Genomic DNA, 19,689 nt, shown 5'->3' with positions numbered 1-19,689 from the left:
TGCAATGATATTTTTTTAAATTTTAAAGACCTATATATTCACACATTATAAGTTATAATAAACTATATTATAAGTTAACATTTATAAATTTATGTGGTTCAATTCAAAGATATTTGAAGAAATAATGAGATAATAGAAGTTTGATTGAATTACTTGACTTAAACAGTTTACTTTTACTATAAACATGTTTATTTTTAATTTGTAATATGGTATAACATACTATATAATAAATACATGATTTGGTTAATAAATATGAATATTAACTATCGAAGGCTAGGATATTAAACATTAAAAAACTTTGAAAAAGAACTGCTTGGTGCATAAAAGCACTAAAACTTTGGGGGTGAAAGAAATTAGTAAAAAACGCTTTTTATTGACTTTAATACTTGCTTTCCTATTTATATCTGTAGATATTTTTACACCAGATGTAATTAATATACTTACGGGGAGGCCATCCGGCAGTGTAGTATATGCTGCACCAAAGGGAGGAAGCAGTGGTGGCTTTAAATCCTCTGGGGGATTTAAGTCATCAAGTTCTAGTTCAAAGTCTTCCTCAAGCTCAAAGTCATCCTCTGGAGGCTTTAAGTCTGGAAGCTATAGTACTCCAAAATCTATGCCAGGAAGCTCTAGTTCTAGTTCCAGTTCTTCTGGAAGTAGTTCCTCTTCAAAATCCTCTTCTGGAGGTTTTAAGTCAGGAATATTTGGTACACCTAAGAGTTCCTCTGGTTCAAATTCACAAAGTACTACTCCACCATCCAGCAGTTACAACAGTGGTAAGAAAAACAGCTATGTTCCTATACCAATCCCTATTCCTTGGGGGTCAAGAACTCACAGCGGCTGGTATGGTACAGCAGCTTATGGTGCTACAAGCTTCATAGGAGGCATATTTAAATTAATACTATTAATAATTATCATAATAGTAATTTACAACATTATTAAAAAATCAAAAAGAAGATTCTAAAATTTAAGGAGGAAAATATTAAATGGGTATTTTCAACAGATTATCAAACATTATGAGAGCAAAGGCAAATAACGCAATAGACGAAATGGAGAATCCAATTGAGCTGTTAGATCAAAAGATAAGAGATATGGAAGAGAGCTTAAACACAGCTAAGCTTTCCTCAGCTCAAATACTTGGTAATGCACACGAAATTGAAAAGAAGATGGACGCTGCTAAAGCTGAATCAAAGGATTATGATGAAAAAGTTAAACTTGCTATGAGTAAGGGCAATGAAGAATTAGCTAAAAAGGCTCTTGAAAGAAAGCTTGAAGCTGACAAATCCTATAATAGCTTAAGTGCTAGTTACGTGGATGCTAAACAAAAGGCTGATGCAGTAAAGAACAAGCTGAGAGATTTAGAGGATGAAATTGAACAAACTAGAAGATACAGAGATGAAGCTGCTGCTAGATATAACAATGCTGAAGCTACAGGTAAAGTAAACGAAATTCTAGCTAATGTAGATACTAAAAATAATAGAATAAATATGGATGATATTGAAAGAAAGATTCAAAAGAAGGAATCCTATGCTGAAGGTCTTGGAGACCTAAGAGAGGATAACTCCTTAGATAAAGAATTCGAAAAGCTTGGTGAGTTTGATTTAGACGAAGAACTTAAAAAGTATAAACAAAACTAAGGTGACCTAGCATGAATAGAGAAGAGTTTTTAAAAAGTGAAAAGGACAAATACGGTAAAATATATGTAGATTTAACTTATGCTATAGACAACATTGGTCCTTTTATTGAAAAAGATAAGCTAGATCAAAGAAAGTATGTTAATAAATTACCCGTACTCAAGAAGTATATCGATCTTCTTGAAGCTGCAGAAAGAGAAACATCTAAAAAGGGAGGCCTTTTAGGCCTCTTTAAGGATGATAATACTGTAGACCTTTTAAATTCCTACAAGAAGGACAATATTGAAACCTTTAACCAATTAGAGCACTGTAAGAATTGTGTATATATAAACTGTGCTCATAATCACGATAAGTTTGATGGCTGCCTAGGCTGCAGACCTAATTCAAGAATAGCTTATTGTGATCACGATAAAATCAATGTTACCCTTCACGACAATTGGAATCTAAGGCTAAATAATGACAATACAGGTGAGGTTGATAACTTTAAAGTTCTTGCAACTCTCCATGATGTAGAGAGAGAGCAAAAGTATATCATCCTTCATAATAGAAGAACTGATGAGAAGTTTGTTTTATATTATGTTCCAGGAATATCTGATGATAGCTATGGCGAAATTTCAGACCCTGAAGAATTTGATTTTGTAGTATCAACTTATCAAAATGTAGCAGAATAAAAAAAAGGAGCAGCTCTACTCTGAGCTGTTCCTCTTTTTTCGCACACCTTATAATATTACTGGATATTCAAAAGCTTAAACTCTTTTTCAACCTCTGCTGCAAGCTGCTTTTTTTCTTCTTCAGAAAGAAAACTTGCATCCACAGCATTCATTATTACAGCTTTTATATCCTTCATTGAAAATCCGAACTCATTTATTAATATTTCATACTCTTTTTTAAGATTTGTATTTGACACAGTGGTATTGTCAGTATTAATAGTTACTTTGATTCCCTTTTCAAAGTAACTTTTTATTGGATGCATTTCCATAGCCTCAACTGCATGAGTTTGAACATTGCTTGTTAAGCACACCTCAACAGCAGTTCCACACTCTCTAATCAATCTATAAGCTTCCTCATCCTTCTCAGCATAAACTCCGTGCCCAATTCTCTCAGCATATAAATCCTTTATTGCAGTAATAACATTCTTTGGTGCAGCTACTTCCCCTGCATGCACAGTAATATGATAGCCATATTCTTTCGCTAGCTTAAAGGCTTCTTTGTGAAGCTCTGGTGGAAAATCAGCTTCATTTCCAGCCAAATCCACTGCTACAACACCTTTTCCAATATATTTTTTACCCTTTTTCACCACTTCTACGCTCTCCTCTGGAGAATGGTGTCTCATACAAATTAAAATTAAATTAGACTTTATGTTGAACTTCTGCTTACCTTCCATCATTCCAGATAAAATGCTCTCAACGACCTGTTCAAAGGAAAGGCCGCCTTTCATAAATAAATATGGCGAACAGCGAAGCTCTACGTATTTTACATTTTGAGAAGCTAAATCTTCTAATAACTCTATTACAATTCTCTTTATGTTTTCTTCTCTTTGCATAATCACTAAAGTTAAATCAAACTTTTGAAGATATTCCTTTAAGGAAGTACACTCCTCTGACACTTGAACATAAGCTTTAAACTTACTAAGCTCAGTTTCCAAAAGCTTAACATTTTCCTTCAAAGCTAGTTCTAGAATAGTTTCAGGCCGCACACTGCCATCCACATGATAGTGGAGCTCTACCTTAGGAATTTTATCAAGCACTCTTCCCTCTTCCAAATAAATCACTCCAAGTAAATTTTTTAACCTTTACGTATATGTAACCCATTTTAGAGTTATATAAAGCCGACCAACTTCCTCTCTTGATAACATCTTTGCCAAGAATTTTATTAGTGGAATGCTGGTCGGTCCATATTTTAATCTATTATCTATTCCCTATTACTTCTTACCTCTTACTTATCCCTTATCTCTGTCCTTTTTCGTATGGAGCACCGTCTGCCGCTGGAGGAGTTGTCTTACCAACGAAACCTGAAAGTGCAAGCATTGTTAAGATGTATGGTAAGCTTGAATATAATTCAGTTGGTAGATTCCATCCAAAGCCTTGTGCTTTTATTTGGAATGCTTCAGCAAATCCGAATAATAAGCATGCTCCTAAGGTTCCTACTGGCTTCCAGTTACCGAAGATAAGTGCTGCTAGGGCTATAAATCCTCTACCTGCTACCATTCCTTCTCTGTATAGTGGAGTTATACCTATAGATAGTGCAGCTCCTCCTATTCCAGCTAGAACACCTGATAAAATAACACATAAATATCTCATAGCATATACATTAATTCCTAGTGTATCTGCTGCCTTTGGATGTTCACCAACAGAACGTATTCTAAGTCCTAATGGTGTTTTGTATAAAACAAAGTGAGATACATAAACAAGCACTAGTGCTAATATAACAAACCAATTTATATTAGCAAGTATTGTTCCTATAAAAGGAATCTTTTCTATACCTGCTGGTACATGGTATGGGAATGGTGTAACACCGTCTGTCTGACCACCCTTGTTAAATAGCTTAACTATTAAGAAGGAGGACAATGCTGTTGCAAATAAGTTTATTGCTGTACCAGATACAACCTGGTCTGCTTTTAAGTTTATACTTAACACTGCATGGATTGCCGCAATGGCTCCCCCTGCAATAGCTGCAAATATTAAACCTACAAATGGGCTTCCAGTAATGAATGTACCATATACCGCAAAGAAAGCTCCCATTGTCATCATACCGTCAAGACCTATATTAACAACTCCTGATCTCTCAGAAAATACTGCCCCAAGTCCTGCAAATAAAAGTGGTGTTGCAAAACATAATGTGGAGGCTATTAAAGCTGCTATTGAATTTAAACTACCCATTTATCATTGCCTCCTTCTTCTTCTTTTCAGTGAAGTACTTAACAATATAGTCAGTAGCTACGAAAATAATTACTATTGATTGAATTAAGTATACTATTTGCTTTGGTATACCATTTAACTGAAGCATCTTAGAACTGCTATTAAGTGCTCCAAACAGTACTGCTGAAGCTATACAGCCTATTGGGTTGCTCTTAGCAAGCAGTGCAACTGCTATACCATCAAAGCCAAAGCCTGGAAAGCCCATGAAGTCTTGAGCTTGATGGAATATACCTGCTACGTGAGTAGCTCCGCCAACACCAGCTATTGCTCCTGATAGGACCATTGCAAGTATAGTGTTCTTAGCTATGCTGATACCACCGTATTCAGCTCCGTATGGGTTTATACCAACTGCTCTTAATTCGTATCCAGTAGTTGATTTCCATAATATCCAGTATGCTAGTAGTGCAAAAGCTATACCTATAAATATACTTATGTTAGCTCTGCTTAAATCATTAAATCTAAAAAGCTCAGCGCTCTTTTGTATTAATGGAGTGCTTGCTTTACCTTTAACTGCAAGCGGAGATCTTAATATTATCCAGTTTGCAAGGTACATACCTATATAGTTCATCATTATTGTATTAATAACTTCATTTGTTCCAACCTTTGCCTTAAGATAACCTGGTATTGCTGCCCAAAGTCCTCCAGCAAGAATACCACCAAAGATTATTAGTGGAACGTGTATAACAGGGCTAAGTCCAGGTATTACACCAATAGCTGCTGCAGCTATCATACCCATTATAAATTGTCCTTCAACACCGATGTTGAAAAGACCTGTTTTAAATGCTATAGCATGTGCTACCCCAGTAAATATTAATGGAGTAACATATTCTAAAGTAGCCATAGTCTTTCTAGCATCACCAAAGCTTCCAGACCAAATTATGCTGAACAAATTACTTAGTGCTGAAAAATATTGAAGTATTGAATATCCTTTAGCCCACATAACAAAGAATACTGCTACAAATATGGATATTATTATGGCAACTAAAGGAAAGGCTAAGCTTTTTAATCCCGCTTTAATTGATTCTAAAGCAGCGTTATTTTTTTCATTTTTAACGTTACTCAACTTTCTTCCCCTCTTTCTCTGCTTCTTCAAGAGTTCCACCAGCCATAAGTATTCCCAGCTTATGCTCAGTGGCATCTTTTCTATCAAGTACAGCTACTACCTTTCCGTCATACATAACCGCTATTCTATCAGATAGTGCCATAATTTCATCAAGTTCTAGTGAAACAAGTAGTACTCCCTTACCATTATCTCTCTCTTGTACAAGTCTTCCATGGATATACTCTATAGCACCAACGTCAAGACCTCTTGTGGGTTGAGAAGCTATTAATAATTCTGGGTCCTTAGATATTTCTCTAGCAACTATTAATTTTTGTTGATTTCCTCCTGAAAGTGCAGATGCAGCAACTTCATCATTTGGAGTTCTTACGTCAAATTCTTTTATAAGCTTGTTACAATGTTCTCTTATAGCTTTATAATTCATAACTATACCTTTACTAAAAGGCTTGTTTTTATGAATTCCTAAAATTGCATTTTCAAATAGTGAATACTTAAGTATAAGTCCTCTTTTATGTCTATCTTCTGGAATATGTCCCATTCCATCATTATTTATTTCCTCAGGGTTCTTGTTAAGAATATCTTTTCCGTTAAGAACTATCTTTCCTTCTTTAGCTTTTCTAAGTCCAGTTAGTACTTCAACGAATTCGCTTTGTCCGTTTCCATCAACACCGGCTATACCAAGAATCTCTCCACGTTTAACTACAAGGTCAATACCATTTACAGCTGGTAATCCACGGTGATCAAGAGCTACTAAGCCTTCTACTTCAAGTACTGCTGCTCCAATCTTAGCAGTTTTCTTATCAACTACTAGATTAACTTTTCTTCCTACCATAAGTTCTGCTAATTGGTCTATAGAAGTTTCCTTAGTTTTAACAGTACCAGTTACCTTACCTCTTCTTACTATTGTAACTCTATCACTCATACTCATAACTTCTTTTAGCTTATGAGTGATAAGTATAACTGATTTCCCTTCAGCCTTAAGGTTATCAATTATAACCCCAAGTTCTATAATTTCTTGTGGTGTCAAAACCGCAGTTGGCTCGTCAAGAATTAGTATTTCTGCTCCTCTATAAAGAGCCTTTAGTATTTCAACCTTTTGCTGCTGTCCTACTGAGATATCTTCTATTACTGCATTAGGGTCAATATTGAATCCATATTTCTTAGATATTTCTTCAACATTTCTTATAGCCTTTTTCATGTCTAGCTTTAAACCTTGCTTTGGCTCAGAACCTAATACTATATTTTCTGCTACAGTAAAGTTGTGTACAAGCATAAAGTGTTGGTGCACCATACCTATACCTAGAGCTATAGCATCATTAGGACTCATAATTTTTACAAGCTGTCCTTTAACGAATATGTCTCCCTTTTCTGCTTGGTATAATCCATATAGGACATTCATAAGAGTAGTTTTACCAGCTCCATTTTCACCAAGCAAAACATGAGTTTCTCCCCCAAGAAGCTCGAAATTTACATCGTCATTAGCTACAGTCCCAGGGAAAACCTTAGTTATACCTTTCATTTCAATAATTTTTTCCATAGTTCTCTCCTCACATTTCTTATGGATTCACTAAATGCTCAAAAAATTAATATTTTTCAATGCCGTTCTTTGTAACAATTCCTCTTATAAGAGCTCTAGCCTCAACCTTTTCGCTTGTTATATTGAAGGCATCAATAATCATCTTTTCAGCTGCTTCCTTCTTAGCTTTGTCATTTGCATGGATTATTGCTATTGGTTCTCCTTTAGCTACATAATCCCCTATCTTCTTTTGTAGTACAACTCCTACTGCTAAATCTATTGGGCTTTCCTTTGTTTCACGACCTGCACCTAGAACAAGTGCTGCAAGTCCAATATCATCAGCCTTTATACCCTTTACATAACCATCTTGTGGTGCAAGTACTGGTTCTATTATGGAAGCTTTTTCAAATAACTCAGGATTATCTATACAGGAAGCATCTCCGCCTTGAGCAGTAACAAATTCTTTAAGCTTTTTGATTCCCTCTCCTGATTTTATAACATTTTGAAGAATTTTTCTAGCCTCTCCTGCATTTTCTGCTCTATCAGCAAGTACCAACATGTGGGAGCCTAAAGTTAAACATAGTTCTGTCAAATCCTTTGGACCATGTCCTCTTAAAGTATCAATTGCTTCTTCAACCTCTAATATATTACCAACTGCAAATCCTAGTGGTTGATCCATATCAGTTACAACACCTATTGTATTTCTACCAACATTATTGCCTATATCAACCATTTCCTTTGCAAGTTCAAAGGCACTGTTTCCTTCTTTCATAAATGCACCACTTCCAGTTTTAACATCAAGTACTATTGCATCTGCGCCAGCTGCAATTTTCTTGCTCATTATACTGCTAGCAATTAGTGAAAGATTATCTACAGTTGCTGTAACATCTCGAAGAGCATAAAGCTTTTTATCAGCAGGTGCTAAATTAGCTGTTTGGCCTACTACAGAAATCTTTATAGTATTTACATCTTCTACAAACTTTTCTATAGGCATTTCTACTGAAAATCCTTTAAAGGACTCAAGCTTATCAATTGTTCCACCTGTGTGTCCGAGTCCTCTTCCAGACATTTTTGCCACTGGAACTCCAGCAGCTGCAACTATTGGTCCAAGAATTAAAGTTGTAGTATCGCCTACTCCACCAGTACTGTGCTTATCAACCTTTTTTCCTTTTATTGCTGATAAATCAATAGTTTCTCCGCTATTTACCATAGCCATAGTTAAATCAGCAGTCTCTCTCTTATTCATCTTTTGAAAATATATTGCCATCATTAATGCTGAAACTTGATAATCAGGAATAGCACCTTTTGTATATCCATCTACAAAAAAGTTAATTTCTTCTGTGGAAAGTTCCATTCCATTTCTTTTTTTCATAATCAAATCATACATTCTCATAAAGAAGCACCTCCATCTTATAAATTTTTAACTATGTTTTTCACAAGGGTTATAAACTTTTCTCTTGCTTTATTAGAGTATTCAATAACTTCACTATGATTTAAAGGCTGATCTAGTATTCCAGCTGCCATGTTTGTTAAACAGGAAATTCCTATAACTTTAAGGCCGCAGTGATTAGCTATTATAACCTCAGGCACTGTAGACATTCCTACCGCATCTGCTCCTATAATTCTAGCCATTCTAACTTCTGCAGGTGTTTCATAAGTAGGTCCGCTAAACATAGCATATACACCTTCTTGAAGTTCTATGTTAAGCCTATCCGCTATTCTCTTAACCTCTGTTCTTAGAGCTTTATCATAAGCATTAGACATATCTGGGAATCTAGGTCCAAATTCATCTAGGTTTCTTCCCATAAGCGGGTTGTTCCCAGAATAGTTTATGTGATCACTTATAAGCATTAAATCACCTGGTTTAAAACCTTCATTAACAGCACCAGCTGCATTTGTTACTATTAGCTTCTCTACACCTAGCTTTTTCATAACTCTAACTGGCAATGTAATATCCTGCATTTTGTATCCCTCATAGTAGTGAAAACGTCCTTGCATTGCAACTACTACTTTACCTTCAAGCTTTCCTATTACAAGTCTTCCAGCATGACCTTGAACTGTAGAAACTGGAAATCCTGGGATGTTTTCATATGCATAATACTCTGCATCTTCTATTTGATCAGCTATGTCTCCAAGACCTGATCCTAAAATTAGAGCAAATTCTGGCTTATACTTAGTTTGCTCTAATATGTATTCCGCTGCTTTAGCAATCTTATCCTGTAATTCCATTGTTATGTCTCCTTTTATCAATCATATTATTTCATATTTTCAATTATTAAATAATTATAGAGTTCCCAAAAACCTACGTATTAATTTGTTTTAGAATGAAAAATTAGTAAGCGCTTACACAAGAGGGGGAATGTTAAATTTAAGATGTCATACTTTAACATGTTACAAAACACTAGTAAAATCAACGAATGCTATCTTAAATCCAATTAAAATTATCTCTTTTGGGCTTGTAAGCGCTTACAGCAAAGCTTTTTAAAAATGTGAATAGAATTCACATTTATTTCTTTGGTATATATCTTTCAGAACCTTTCAAAACTAATTCTGGAAGAAGAGTTATTCTCCTAAGTTCCTTGCTGTGCTTATGGTTTAAATATTCAATTAGCATTTCCATACTCGCTCTTCCAAGCTCTATAGTAGGACCTACCACATTACTAATATTCATGCCTAACATATCAAGCACATCATTTTTATCAAAGCCCAGAATTGCCATATCCTCGGGAATCTTCAACTTTTCTTCCTGAAGAGCTTTTATACAACCGATAGTCATCATGTTGCTGCAAGCAAAAACGGCAGTAGGCCTGTCTTCCATCCTTATTAGTTCTTTCATCTTCTTGTATGCAGTTTCCAGCTTATAATTACCTGTTAAAATATACTTATCATTTATAGGTATATTATTTATGGTCAGTGCCTTTTTATATCCAAGTAATCTATCTTGTGCTGGTATGGAATTCATACGTCCAGTTATAACTCCTATTTTCTTATGTCCTGCCTTAATAAGGGCCTCAGTGCCTTCATAAGCACCTTTTATGTTGTCCACAAATACTCCACTAAAATTAGCATGAGTAACATGTCCATCTACAAGTACTATTGGTATTCCCATAGTTTCAATAGTTACAATATACTCACTATTGAATTTGTCTTCAACAGAAGTAGAAGCTATTAAAATTCCTTGTATCCTTTGTTCTTTTAGCACTTTAAGTGCCTTTATTTCTTTTTCCATACTTTCATTAGAGTCAAATAGTATTATATTAAGTCCATTCTCATCAGCTACATCACTAATACCCTTTATTACTTCTCCAAAGAAAGGATTGCTTATCTCTGGAACAATAACACCTATAGTATTAGTTTTGCTTGTTGATAAGCTCCTAGCAATAGCACTAGGTGTGTAATTCAATTCCTTTATTACACTTAAAATTTTTTCTCTTGTTTCCTGCTTTACATATCCAGAATCATTTAAAACTCTTGACACAGTAGCTAAGGAAACTCCTGCTTTTTTAGCAATATCATTAATAGTTACAGGCATTTTGTACCCTCCCCATGCAATTAGGAAACACTCCTCAATGGAGAAGAGCTTTACCAAGTTTCACAATGTAATTCGTCCTAAATGTGAACGCTTACACAATTATTATACAACATTGGTTTACAAAACTCAACCATAATTTATTCGCATTTTCAAAAAGCTTTTACATCCTAGTCATCACGTTTTCAACGCTGTATTATGTTTTACTCCTACTGCTTTTTCATATTTTTTATTTATATCATTGTCATTAAATGAAATATATGGTATATGAAAATTAGGTAAGCGCTTTCACATTTCGCTTTAAAAAAACGTGATTTTTATATCACCTTACTAAACCTTCTATTTCATATATTTCTTTAAAAGAGCTCCTCTTTTAATCTGAAATACTTTTGTTTCTTCAGCTTCTTCTTCCTTTGCAAGTACATTTACAAGAATATCTGAAACATACCCAAGTAAAGAACCAATAATCATAGAGATTATAGTAAGCTTGAAGTTTAAGTTAGTGGCAAAGAATGCTGTACATCCAATAAAGGTCCCTGGAATAAACTTTAGCAAATCAATCTTTGACTGCCAACATATTACTGCTGATCCAATTCCTGTGGCTAGTGCAGCTGCAAGAATATTTCCTACATAAGGTCCCAAAACCGCTGTTAGCTTAGCCTCCGCAAGCCCCCAACAGATACCACATAAATTTGCAATAAGACCTGCTTTTATGCCCTTTTTACCTCCGCCTACTGCAAAATAAGAAGACCAAGCTAAAAATCCCGCAAAAGTTCCAAGTCCTAGAGACATACTAACTCCAGCCCATATGCCAGCAACAACACCACTGCTAACACCTATAGCTGTAAATTTCTTCATAATATCCTCCTTATCTCTCCAAGAGTTCAAAAGATAAAAACCTTTATGCCTCTTCTACGCATTATTAAGTTTTCAAACTTCATTGTAATCTAATAGAAAAAATCCGTTGTAATAATAATGTTATAATATTTTTTTAAATATTTCAATAGAAATATTAGTAAACGTTTTGAAAATTTATTTAATTCTGCTACACTTTTCTATTTAAACTTTCTAAAAAATTTATGTTGACAAAAGTAATCTATAAGAATATAATGAACAGTGTTCAGATGATTGAATCGAGGTGCTGCAGTTGTCTAGAATTATTGAAAATCCTAAACAATTAATCTTGGAAAAATCAAAGGAAATACTTATTCATGAAGGATATTCAAAGCTGAGCATGAGAAATGTTGCTAAAGCCTGCGATATTGCTCTAGGTACAATATACAATTATTACCCCACAAAAAAAGACTTGGTAATGGCAATGATGGAGGGGTACTGGGAGGAATACTTTCTCTTACTAGATAAAATAATTAATTCAAAAAGAGATTTTTATGTAAAGCTAAATGATATTTTCATAAATTTAGATCACTTTACAAAAAAATTTAAGAAAATGTGGTTAAGACCTGAGTTTTATGCAACTCCCGAATTTGTAGAAACAGGTGTAGAGAGAGAATATGTATATTTTGAAGGCTTGATTAAAAGGTTTGAAGCTTTGCTTATTAGTGAAGCAAGCAAAAAAGATTCTGCAATAAACCTTAAACTTGATTCTTATGAAACTGCAAAGTTTATCGCTATGAATTTTATGACAATGATACAAATGCCCTTTTTTGATTATTTATCCTTTGAAAAATTCCTTAAACAGTTATTAAATTAAATCATATCAAATGATATGATTTTTAAATGAACGCAAATGAACAATGTTCATTTGATACTATTGAAGGTTCTCTATAGCCTCTAGCAAACCAGCAGTATCACCTTTTGAATTCTTATAAAATCACAAATCTATCAATTAAAAAATATAAATATAAATGGAGGGTTTTATTATGTTAATCTACGCAATAGTTTTTATCAATCTAGCTTTAGTTTTCTATACCATAGGGGTATGGAGTGAAAAGAAACAAGGAGTACTAAAAAAGTGGCACACTGCAATATTTTATGTAGGGTTAACCTTTGATACTCTTGGAACTACCGTTATGAGCAAGATAGCCGGCAAAGGCTTTGAACTTAATTTTCATGGAATCACTGGTCTTTTAGCTATTGTATTAATGCTTTTCCACGCAGCATGGGCTACAGCTGTTTTAGTGAAGGGTGATGAAAAATCAAAAGCTAATTTCCATAAATTCAGCATAGTTGTTTGGGTTATATGGCTAATTCCATTTCTATCAGGAGCTATCTTCGGAATGGCTAGATAGTACTATAATATGTAAAATAAATAGCCTAGGTAAAATTATAAACCCAGGCTATTTCAATACATTTTAAGATATTAATAAACCCCATGATTTTCTTGAAAATCATGGGGTTTATTAATATCTTCATGTTTCTTTAAATCTTACGCTACTCCCGAAAGCAATGTGCCAATGCCATAAGCTGCCGCTGCTGTAAGTCCTCCAACTAGCAGCATTTCAAGACCTGAAACAATCCAATTCCTACCTGTTACTCTAACCTTTAAGGCTCCTAAAGTAAATAGAGTTGCTGCGGTCAATACACTGGATGCTACAAACAAATTCATTCCACGGCCAGGTATTAGTTTGGAAACCACATAAGTTATAAGAGGAATAAATCCGAATACTAAAAATGATGCAAAGGTTACTAACGCATTTTTTATTGGTGATTCTTTCTCCTCTATTATTCCAAGCTCCTCCACCATCATGATATCAACCCATGCTTCTTTATTCTTGGATATTATATCCGTTACGATTTTAGCATCTTCCTTATCCATCCCTTTATTTATGTACAGCTCCATTAATTCTAGCTTTTCTCCCTCTGGGTAATTTTGTACCTCCCAAGTTTCTCTCTCCCTTTCCGCCGTTTGATACTCCATTTCGGATTTAGTGCTTAAATAATCCCCCATAGCCATGGACAGACCATCACCTATTAGATTTGCAAATCCCATAATTAGGACTATCCCAGGTGAAAGTGCTGCTCCTGCTACTCCTGCTACCACTGCAAAAGTAGTAATTGTTCCATCTAGGCCTCCATACACTAAACTCTTTATATATTGACCTGCAGCACTATGCCTTTCTTCTGCCCTTACATTTTTGTGCTGGTGAGCTTTAACTGAAGCTTCTATATTCTTATTTTTAAATGCATCTCTAGCTTTATCTAGATTTCTAGTAATCATTTCAAAACCCTCCCATGAATAATAATTATTTCCTAATAATATTTTAACACATCTTTCTCATATAAATAAAGTACTATATTAAAAAAAGAACATGCCCTTATAATTAATAGTAAAGGCATGTTAATAATATTACTCTTATTTTATTATTCCCAAGTGTGGATATAGAAACAATTCTATAAAATAGATATTCCTTATATTTTATTTATTAATAAAATACATAGCTTTATGTTCTTTCTACGCTGTGCCCACCAAACTCATTTCTTAGAGCAGCCACTACCTTTCCTGAAAAAGTGTCCTCTTGAAGTGATCTATATCTCATCATGATAGACATTGCTATAACTGGTGTTGGAACACCTAAATCAAGTGCTGTTTCAAGTGTCCACTTTCCTTCTCCGGAAGAATTCATTACACCTCTAATGGCCTCTAAATTCTTATCCTTAGAAAATGCTGATTCTGTAAGCTCCATAAGCCAGCTTCTTATTACTGAGCCATTATTCCAAACCTTAGCAACCTTTTCATAGTCTATATTAAACTCACATTTTTCAAGAACCTCAAAACCTTCTGCTATGGCTTGCATCATTCCATATTCAATTCCATTATGGACCATTTTCGTAAAATGTCCACTTCCAGGCTCGCCTACATGAAGATAACCATTTTCAACAGAAATATCCTTAAATATTTCCTCACAATAAGCTACAGAATCTCTTTCTCCACCTATCATAGTGCATGCGCCATTAAGTGCTCCGCTAGTTCCGCCGCTAGTTCCACAGTCAATAAACTCTATACCCTTTTCTTTTAACTTCTTATATCTTCTTATAGAGTCCTTATAGTTGGAGTTACCTCCGTCTATAATAATATCTCCAGGTTCTATGAGAGGTACTAATTCATCAATTACATCATCTACTATTTTTCCTGCAGGAACCATAAGCCATATTACACGCTTATGGAATAGAGCTCTTACCATTTCCTCCAAGGTATACGCCCCTTTTGCACCTTCCTTACATATATTATCCACATTTTCACTGATGCAGTCATAAGCTACTACAGAGTGATTATTCCTTATTAGATTTAAGGCTAAATTATAACCCATTTTTCCTAGTCCTACGAGTCCTATATTCATTGCTTTATCTCCCTTCCTGAAAAACTGAGCAACCTAGCAGCTCTCATAATTCAAACTGAATTGCTGCTTTAAAGCTATATATAACTTTATAATCTTCAATATATTGTTAAATTTTTATAATAATTATAGTAACATGTTTACAAGTAAAACTCCAATCAATCCCGAAACAGATATTATAGTTTCCATTACAGACCAAGATTTTAAAGTTTCTGGTATGCTTAAGTTGAAATATTCTTTAAATATCCAGAATCCAGGATCATTTACGTGTGAGAAAATAAGACTTCCTGCACCTGTAGCTATAACCATTAGCTCTGGGCTAACATTTGTTGCTGCTATTAATGGTGCAACTATTCCTGCTGCAGTCATGGACGCAACAGTTGCTGATCCAAGAGCTAATCTTAAAATAGCTGCTATAAGCCATGCAAGTACAAGTGGTGAAAGTTTACTTCCTGTCATAACAGTTGCTATATACTTTCCAACTCCACTATCTATAAGCACCTGTTTAAAGGCACCACCACCAGCAATTATAAGAAGTATCATAGCAATTGATGCGATTGATTCAGAAACTATTTTCATAACTTCAGGCATTTTCTTTCCTGTGTTTAAGCCAAAAGTAAATATTGCAACTAAAACAGATATTAATAGAGCTATTACTGGATCCCCAATAAAGTTTGAAATCAATCTTACTTGTGACTTAGCTGGCAGATACATATTAGCAAATGCTGCTATAGCCATAAGTATAACTGGTATTAATCCTGTGAATATACTAACTCCAAAGCCAGGCATTTCTTCATCTTTGAATATCTTTGGATTGTATAGATTTGTTGGAATTGGATGTTCCATATTTTTTAAAAATTTAGTAAATAGAGGTCCAGCTATAATAACGGTTGGTATTGCTAAAACTATACCATATAATAAAGTCTTTCCTAAATCGGCTTTATAAACCCCAGCTATCGCTGTAGGACCTGGGTGTGGTGGCAAAAAGCCGTGAGTTACTGATAAAGCAGCTGCCATAGGTACACCAATGTATAATAGTGGTATATCGGCAGATGCTGCAATAGTAAATACAAGAGGAATTAGAAGTACAAATCCAACTTCATAGAAAAGAGCTATACCTACAATAAATCCTGTAATAACTACAGCCCATTGAATTCTCTTTTTACCGAACTTGTCTATTAGTGTAACAGCAATTCTTTGAGCCGCCCCACTTTCAGCCATAAGCTTACCTAACATTGCACCAAAGCCAAGGATAAGAGCCAAGCTTCCCAAGGTACCGCCAACACCATTTTTAACTGAATTAACAACATTTTGTATAGGCATTCCTTCCATAATACCTACTACTAGCGAAACTAAAACTAGTGATATAAATCCATTTAATTTAAAACCAATCATTAATAATAATAACAAGGCAACCCCAATAGCCACTATAAATAAAGGCATAATATATTCCTCCTTTTATTTTTTAAAGTTAAACTTCCCCACGAACTAATTATTTTTGTAACATTTCAATATTCACAAACTCATCTTTAAGCTTTGAATATAATCTTCTGTATATCTCAAAATTTTTCATGTATCTTTCATGATTTTCTCTATTAGGCATAAATATCTTGGATATAGGTACCAGCTTTTCAACCTGTTCTACAGCTTCAATTTCTCCTAAAGCCTTCATTGCCAAAACTGCTGCCCCTAAACATGAGCTTTCATAGCTTTCAGCTATCACCACTTTCTTATTAAATACATCTGCCATCATCTGTACCCAGAGCTGAGAACGTACAAAACCTCCTGTAGCATATATAGTATCTATACTTCCCGTAGTTTCCTCCAAAGCTCTTCCTACATCATAAACTCCATAAATAACACCTTCCAGTACAGCTCTTAAAAAATGCTCTCTCTTATGGGTTATATTTACTCCAAAGAATACCCCTTTTGAATTAGCATCCCAATGCGGAGCTCTTTCTCCTAGAAGATAAGGGAGAAATATCAGCCCGTTTGCACCTGGTTCTACTTTTGATGCCTGAGTTGTAAGCAATTCATAAGGATCAATGCCTATTTTTTCTGCAGTTTCTATCTCAAGTGGTGAAAAATTATCTCTAAACCATCTAAAAATAATTCCTCCATTATTTACAGGTCCACCTAAAACATAGTGATTTTCAGTGAGTATATAGCTGAATATTCTTTCTGCCTCATCATTTTTAGGCTTGTCTGATATTATCCTTATGGCACCACTAGTACCAATGGTAACAGCTGCGTCCCCAGGTTTTATAGCATTTGCACCTAAATTCGCAAGACATCCATCACTTGCTCCCAGTATAAATGGAGTATTAACGTCTATCCCCATATAATCAGCATACTCACTTCTCATACCCTTAATCACTTCAGTTGTTGATACAGGCCTTGAAAGCTTATCTTCGCTTATGCCAGCTAAATCAAGAGCCTTTTTATTCCACCCCAACTCATATATGTCAAAAAGTCCTGTAGCAGAAGCTATTGAATAGTCAACAACATATTCATTGAAAAATTTATAAAATATATATTCTTTTATGGATATAAATTTATACGCTTTCTCAAAGATATCCTTTGCATTATCCTTCATCCAGCAAAGCTTGCATAAAGGAGACATAGGGTGAATCGGAGTACCTGTTTTCATGTAAATTTCATGGCCTAACTCACTACTTTTAATTTTTTCAGCGTATTCTTTACTTCTTGTATCTGCCCAAATTATGCAGTTTGTTAAAGTCTTTCCTTTTTCATCCACAGCTATTACACTGTGCATAGCAGAACTAAAGCTCACTCCTATTAGCTTATTTCCCCTGGCATCGTTTTCAGCTACCACATGTTTTATGGATTCAACTACAGCTGAAAGCATTTCATCTGGTTCCTGTTCACTCCAAGATGGCTCTGGGTTTAGAATAGGATACTCTATATTCTTTTTAGTAATTACATTGCCTTTCAAATCAAAGGCAATAGATTTAGTGCTTGTAGTCCCAATATCTACACCCACTATATACTTCACGCTACCCCCTCCTTTAATAATGTATAAACCTAATATCTCTTATAATTAAGTTTATCTAAATTATAAACCATATTCAGAAAATTATTTTCATATTTCGAATAATTGTTATTTTTTTAAACCTAATTATGAAAAAAATTTTCTTTAAATTTATTATAACATGTCCTTTATAAAATGCAATATGAAAATTATTTTTTTAAATAAAAAAACGATACGAAATTTGTACCGTTTTAAAATCTTTTTACAGCAATCCCCTGCCTTATTTTTTTCAAATTAGTAAGGGTCTCTTCTTTTCTCTTAAGAGCAACCCCTATATACATGCAGTCTACCAATATAAGAGAAGTTATTCTTGATTCCATAGCTTCACTTCTAAACATGGATTCATTACCAAAACACACTAAAACTACATCAGACACCTTTGTTAATGGAGATTTTGCATTACTAGTTACCGAAATAATCTTAGCACCATTTTTACGACCAATTTCAATAGATTCTATCAACTCTTTGTTACTTCCTGAATTTGAAAAAGCTATAATAATATCTTTTTCACCTGCCATGGAAGCCAGCATTGCCTGATAGTGAGAATCCGTATTCACAGCACACCTAATTCCAGTTCTGATAAACTTATGATATGCGTCTTCAGCGATTGCACCTGACCCACCCATTCCAAAGAATAAAAGCTGTTTTGCATTTAGTATTAAGTTTACTGCCTCATCAATAGTTTCACTTTTATTGATTTTCATCGTACTCTCAATACTATTAACGTTAGATTTCAGTATCTTATGCATTATAATATACATATCATCATCTTCGCTAATTTCCTCGTAAATGTTCTCCATAGGCCCTACAATATCACCAGCTAAATTAATCTTAAGCTCCTGATACCCTTTATACCCTAACCTATTACATAGTCTAAAAACAGTGGCCTCACTTACTCCACTATGCTCAGCCAGTTCCGTTATTGAAAAATGTATAATATCCTTAGGATTATCTAAAATATATTTTGCAACCTTTTTTTCTGCACCATTTAAAGAGCTGTATGTTTCCCTAATTCTGTCAAGACATCCCTTGCTACTCTGCCTAGGCATTACTCTCCTCCTGCCTTTCTTTTACAGTTCTGAACAAAAGTTCAGTAGTCTTCAATGATATCATATATTATAACACTAAGTAGCAATTTTTTTCCTGTTTACCTTCGAATTTTTTTCTTTATCAATGCACAATCAGCAATTCTCTTCTTTATTGTTTCAGACTTTTCTAGATAGAAAACGCTTTGCCCTCCTTCTAGACTTAAAATTCCCTCTTCTAAATCCATATCTTCAATAAAATTGATATTAACATATCCTATACACTTATCTCCTCTATCTATAGGCTTCAAAGTTTTTACTGGTATGAATATTACATCCTTTTGAACATAAAGAGGAGTTAAGGACTTCTTACCAGTTATTTTTCTACACATTATTTTAATACTATCTAAGCTCTTTAAATTTATGGCACAATAATCTTTCATTGTTTTGTCTATGGAATATCCTATATATTCTTCCCTGCCATCTATATAACAAATTTTTGTAGCCTTTCCTTTTCCCTTTAAATAACATGGTATAAAAGCACAAGCACCTTGCAATTTTTCAATGTATTCACAATTCATATTTTCGCCCCCTTTATTAATCCTCTTGTATCTTATTTCTATAATTCTATCCTATAATTCCTTGCCGTGTTTTCATTGTAAT

19 protein-coding genes are annotated in these 19,689 nt (G+C 34.3%); 5 read left to right on the top strand and 14 right to left on the bottom strand.

The features are described 5' to 3' along the window. Window positions 1-343: 343 nt before the first annotated feature. The 3 genes from bsdE14_RS11380 to bsdE14_RS11370 are packed head-to-tail and all read left to right on the top strand — an operon-like array spanning window position 344 to window position 2,302. A complete protein-coding gene (locus bsdE14_RS11380) occupies window positions 344-961 on the top strand; it encodes a hypothetical protein (protein ID WP_264850055.1) in 618 nt (205 codons plus the stop codon). A 22-nt stretch (window positions 962-983) separates the two neighbouring features. Beyond that, the gene (locus tag bsdE14_RS11375; protein WP_264850054.1) at window positions 984-1,634 is read left to right on the top strand and encodes a PspA/IM30 family protein; all 651 of its coding nucleotides are present in this window, start codon (window positions 984-986) and stop codon (window positions 1,632-1,634) included. A gap of 11 nt (window positions 1,635-1,645) precedes the next feature. Beyond that, window positions 1,646-2,302, top strand: coding sequence for a DUF1292 domain-containing protein (locus bsdE14_RS11370; RefSeq protein WP_264850053.1), 657 nt, complete (start codon window positions 1,646-1,648; stop codon window positions 2,300-2,302). A 56-nt stretch (window positions 2,303-2,358) separates the two neighbouring features. Here bsdE14_RS11370 and add read toward each other — a convergent pair whose 3' ends face one another. The 8 genes from add to bsdE14_RS11330 all read right to left on the bottom strand — a co-directional run bounded on the left by add (window position 2,359) and on the right by bsdE14_RS11330 (window position 11,512). Beyond that, window positions 2,359-3,393 carry an adenosine deaminase gene (add, locus tag bsdE14_RS11365; RefSeq protein ID WP_264850052.1) on the bottom strand — a complete coding sequence of 345 codons (1,035 nt, stop codon included), beginning with the start codon at window positions 3,391-3,393 and terminating at the stop codon, window positions 2,359-2,361. Window positions 3,394-3,577: 184 nt separating this feature from the next. Then, a complete protein-coding gene (locus bsdE14_RS11360) occupies window positions 3,578-4,510 on the bottom strand; it encodes an ABC transporter permease (protein WP_264850051.1) in 933 nt (310 codons plus the stop codon). Beyond that, entirely contained in the window at window positions 4,503-5,612 is a 1,110-nt protein-coding gene (locus bsdE14_RS11355) for an ABC transporter permease (protein ID WP_264850050.1), read from the bottom strand. The genes bsdE14_RS11360 and bsdE14_RS11355 overlap by 8 nt, the downstream gene beginning before the upstream one ends. Continuing rightward, window positions 5,605-7,146: an ABC transporter ATP-binding protein gene (locus bsdE14_RS11350; protein WP_264850049.1), complete on the bottom strand. Its 1,542-nt coding sequence runs from the start codon at window positions 7,144-7,146 to the stop codon at window positions 5,605-5,607. Before bsdE14_RS11350 ends, bsdE14_RS11355 begins: the two co-directional genes overlap by 8 nt. A gap of 46 nt (window positions 7,147-7,192) precedes the next feature. Next, window positions 7,193-8,518, bottom strand: coding sequence for a pyrimidine-nucleoside phosphorylase (locus tag bsdE14_RS11345; protein WP_264850048.1), 1,326 nt, complete (start codon window positions 8,516-8,518; stop codon window positions 7,193-7,195). A 17-nt stretch (window positions 8,519-8,535) separates the two neighbouring features. Next, window positions 8,536-9,354 (bottom strand): purine-nucleoside phosphorylase, encoded by an 819-nt coding sequence (locus bsdE14_RS11340; protein WP_264850047.1) that lies wholly within the window; start codon window positions 9,352-9,354, stop codon window positions 8,536-8,538. A gap of 277 nt (window positions 9,355-9,631) precedes the next feature. Then, window positions 9,632-10,657 (bottom strand): LacI family DNA-binding transcriptional regulator, encoded by a 1,026-nt coding sequence (locus tag bsdE14_RS11335; protein ID WP_264850046.1) that lies wholly within the window; start codon window positions 10,655-10,657, stop codon window positions 9,632-9,634. Window positions 10,658-10,993: 336 nt separating this feature from the next. Continuing rightward, window positions 10,994-11,512: a DUF1097 domain-containing protein gene (locus bsdE14_RS11330; RefSeq protein ID WP_264850045.1), complete on the bottom strand. Its 519-nt coding sequence runs from the start codon at window positions 11,510-11,512 to the stop codon at window positions 10,994-10,996. A gap of 289 nt (window positions 11,513-11,801) precedes the next feature. Here bsdE14_RS11330 and bsdE14_RS11325 point away from each other — a divergent pair, with 289 nt between their 5' ends. Both bsdE14_RS11325 and bsdE14_RS11320 read left to right on the top strand, forming a co-directional pair. Beyond that, window positions 11,802-12,365 (top strand): TetR/AcrR family transcriptional regulator, encoded by a 564-nt coding sequence (locus bsdE14_RS11325; RefSeq protein WP_264850044.1) that lies wholly within the window; start codon window positions 11,802-11,804, stop codon window positions 12,363-12,365. Window positions 12,366-12,534: 169 nt separating this feature from the next. Continuing rightward, entirely contained in the window at window positions 12,535-12,903 is a 369-nt protein-coding gene (locus bsdE14_RS11320) for an HsmA family protein (protein ID WP_264850043.1), read from the top strand. Between the two features lie 137 nt (window positions 12,904-13,040). Here bsdE14_RS11320 and bsdE14_RS11315 read toward each other — a convergent pair whose 3' ends face one another. The 6 genes from bsdE14_RS11315 to bsdE14_RS11290 form a co-directional block, all read right to left on the bottom strand. Continuing rightward, window positions 13,041-13,832, bottom strand: a complete 792-nt coding sequence (locus tag bsdE14_RS11315; protein ID WP_264850042.1) for a VIT1/CCC1 transporter family protein — start codon at window positions 13,830-13,832, stop codon at window positions 13,041-13,043. Window positions 13,833-14,055: 223 nt separating this feature from the next. Further along, window positions 14,056-14,952 carry a phosphogluconate dehydrogenase (NAD(+)-dependent, decarboxylating) gene (gnd, locus tag bsdE14_RS11310; protein ID WP_264850041.1) on the bottom strand — a complete coding sequence of 299 codons (897 nt, stop codon included), beginning with the start codon at window positions 14,950-14,952 and terminating at the stop codon, window positions 14,056-14,058. Between the two features lie 123 nt (window positions 14,953-15,075). Next, a complete protein-coding gene (gene gntT, locus bsdE14_RS11305; protein ID WP_264850040.1) occupies window positions 15,076-16,392 on the bottom strand; it encodes a gluconate transporter in 1,317 nt (438 codons plus the stop codon). Between the two features lie 49 nt (window positions 16,393-16,441). Beyond that, window positions 16,442-17,965 (bottom strand): gluconokinase, encoded by a 1,524-nt coding sequence (gene gntK / locus bsdE14_RS11300; RefSeq protein WP_264850039.1) that lies wholly within the window; start codon window positions 17,963-17,965, stop codon window positions 16,442-16,444. 227 nt (window positions 17,966-18,192) lie between these two features. After that, a complete protein-coding gene (locus bsdE14_RS11295; RefSeq protein WP_264850038.1) occupies window positions 18,193-19,050 on the bottom strand; it encodes a MurR/RpiR family transcriptional regulator in 858 nt (285 codons plus the stop codon). 98 nt (window positions 19,051-19,148) lie between these two features. Continuing rightward, on the bottom strand, window positions 19,149-19,607 hold the full coding sequence (locus tag bsdE14_RS11290; protein WP_264850037.1) for a hypothetical protein: 459 nt from the start codon (window positions 19,605-19,607) through the stop codon (window positions 19,149-19,151). Window positions 19,608-19,689: the final 82 nt, after the last annotated feature.

It is taken from the genome of Clostridium omnivorum (genome assembly GCF_026012015.1).
Lineage (GTDB): Bacteria > Bacillota > Clostridia > Clostridiales > Clostridiaceae > Clostridium_AX > Clostridium_AX omnivorum.
Note: the sequence above shows the minus strand (reverse complement) of the source record. Positions and strands in the feature narration are given on the sequence as shown.

What these genes read in the sequence shown, in the direction of transcription:
- bsdE14_RS11320 (WP_264850043.1), top strand. Translation starts at nt 12,535, where the DNA reads ATGTTAATCTACGCAATAGTTTTTATCAATCTAGCTTTAGTTTTCTAT.
- bsdE14_RS11340 (WP_264850047.1), bottom strand. Translation starts at nt 9,354, where the DNA reads ATGGAATTACAGGATAAGATTGCTAAAGCAGCGGAATACATATTAGAG.
- bsdE14_RS11375 (WP_264850054.1), top strand. Translation starts at nt 984, where the DNA reads ATGGGTATTTTCAACAGATTATCAAACATTATGAGAGCAAAGGCAAAT.
- bsdE14_RS11315 (WP_264850042.1), bottom strand. Translation starts at nt 13,832, where the DNA reads ATGATTACTAGAAATCTAGATAAAGCTAGAGATGCATTTAAAAATAAG.
- gnd (WP_264850041.1), bottom strand. Translation starts at nt 14,952, where the DNA reads ATGAATATAGGACTCGTAGGACTAGGAAAAATGGGTTATAATTTAGCC.
- bsdE14_RS11350 (WP_264850049.1), bottom strand. Translation starts at nt 7,146, where the DNA reads ATGGAAAAAATTATTGAAATGAAAGGTATAACTAAGGTTTTCCCTGGG.
- bsdE14_RS11360 (WP_264850051.1), bottom strand. Translation starts at nt 4,510, where the DNA reads ATGGGTAGTTTAAATTCAATAGCAGCTTTAATAGCCTCCACATTATGT.
- bsdE14_RS11295 (WP_264850038.1), bottom strand. Translation starts at nt 19,050, where the DNA reads ATGCCTAGGCAGAGTAGCAAGGGATGTCTTGACAGAATTAGGGAAACA.
- bsdE14_RS11290 (WP_264850037.1), bottom strand. Translation starts at nt 19,607, where the DNA reads ATGAATTGTGAATACATTGAAAAATTGCAAGGTGCTTGTGCTTTTATA.
- bsdE14_RS11370 (WP_264850053.1), top strand. Translation starts at nt 1,646, where the DNA reads ATGAATAGAGAAGAGTTTTTAAAAAGTGAAAAGGACAAATACGGTAAA.
- bsdE14_RS11345 (WP_264850048.1), bottom strand. Translation starts at nt 8,518, where the DNA reads ATGAGAATGTATGATTTGATTATGAAAAAAAGAAATGGAATGGAACTT.
- bsdE14_RS11330 (WP_264850045.1), bottom strand. Translation starts at nt 11,512, where the DNA reads ATGAAGAAATTTACAGCTATAGGTGTTAGCAGTGGTGTTGTTGCTGGC.
- gntT (WP_264850040.1), bottom strand. Translation starts at nt 16,392, where the DNA reads ATGCCTTTATTTATAGTGGCTATTGGGGTTGCCTTGTTATTATTATTA.
- bsdE14_RS11335 (WP_264850046.1), bottom strand. Translation starts at nt 10,657, where the DNA reads ATGCCTGTAACTATTAATGATATTGCTAAAAAAGCAGGAGTTTCCTTA.